A 688-nucleotide genomic window follows, 5' to 3' on the forward strand; every position below is an offset into this window, starting at 1 on the left:
AGGAAGCACCTCCGGGCCAAGCGAACCGGCGCAACGGCTCGTCGACCAAGGTCTTGAAGGGCCAGGACGGCGAACTGCCGGTGGCTGTGCCCCGTGACCGCGACAGCAGCTTTGAGCCGGAGCTGGTGAAGAAAGGCCAGACCCGCATTGACGGCATGGATGACAAGATCATCGGGCTCTATGCCGCCGGGCTGACGGTGCGCGACATCCAGGCGCATCTGCTCGATCTCTACGGCCTGAAGGTTTCCCCCGACCTGATCAGCCGCGTCACGGATGCCGTTCTGGACGAGGTTCGGGAATGGCAGAGCCGGGCACTGGACCGAATGTATCCGATCGTGATCTTTGATGCGCTGCGGGTGAAGATCCGCGATGCCGACAGCCGCACGGTCAAAAACAAGGCTGTCTACATTGCCCTTGGCGTCACCCGCGACGGCCTGCGCGAGGTCCTGGGCCTGTGGATCGCCGAGAACGAGGGCGCCAAGTTCTGGCTGTCGGTGATGAACGAGCTGAAGAACCGGGGTGTTCAGGACATCCTTATCGCGGTCGTGGACGGGCTGAAGGGCTTTCCTGAGGCGATCACCGCCGCCTTTCCGGACGCCATGGTTCAAACCTGCGTTCGCCAGCGGGCTCGGACCGATGGCGCCTTCGCTGGCTCACTGCATCTGGTCCGCCACAGCCTGAACTTCTG

At 63.4% G+C, this 688-nt stretch carries 1 protein-coding gene; it reads left to right on the forward strand.

All coding sequences use genetic code 11. The features are described from left to right. The coding region (locus tag IB235_RS24800) for an IS256 family transposase (RefSeq protein WP_225612628.1) at positions 1-688 on the forward strand (688 nt) is incomplete at both ends.

Source organism: Paracoccus sp. PAR01, from assembly GCF_014851995.1.
GTDB classification, from domain to species: domain Bacteria; phylum Pseudomonadota; class Alphaproteobacteria; order Rhodobacterales; family Rhodobacteraceae; genus Paracoccus; species Paracoccus litorisediminis.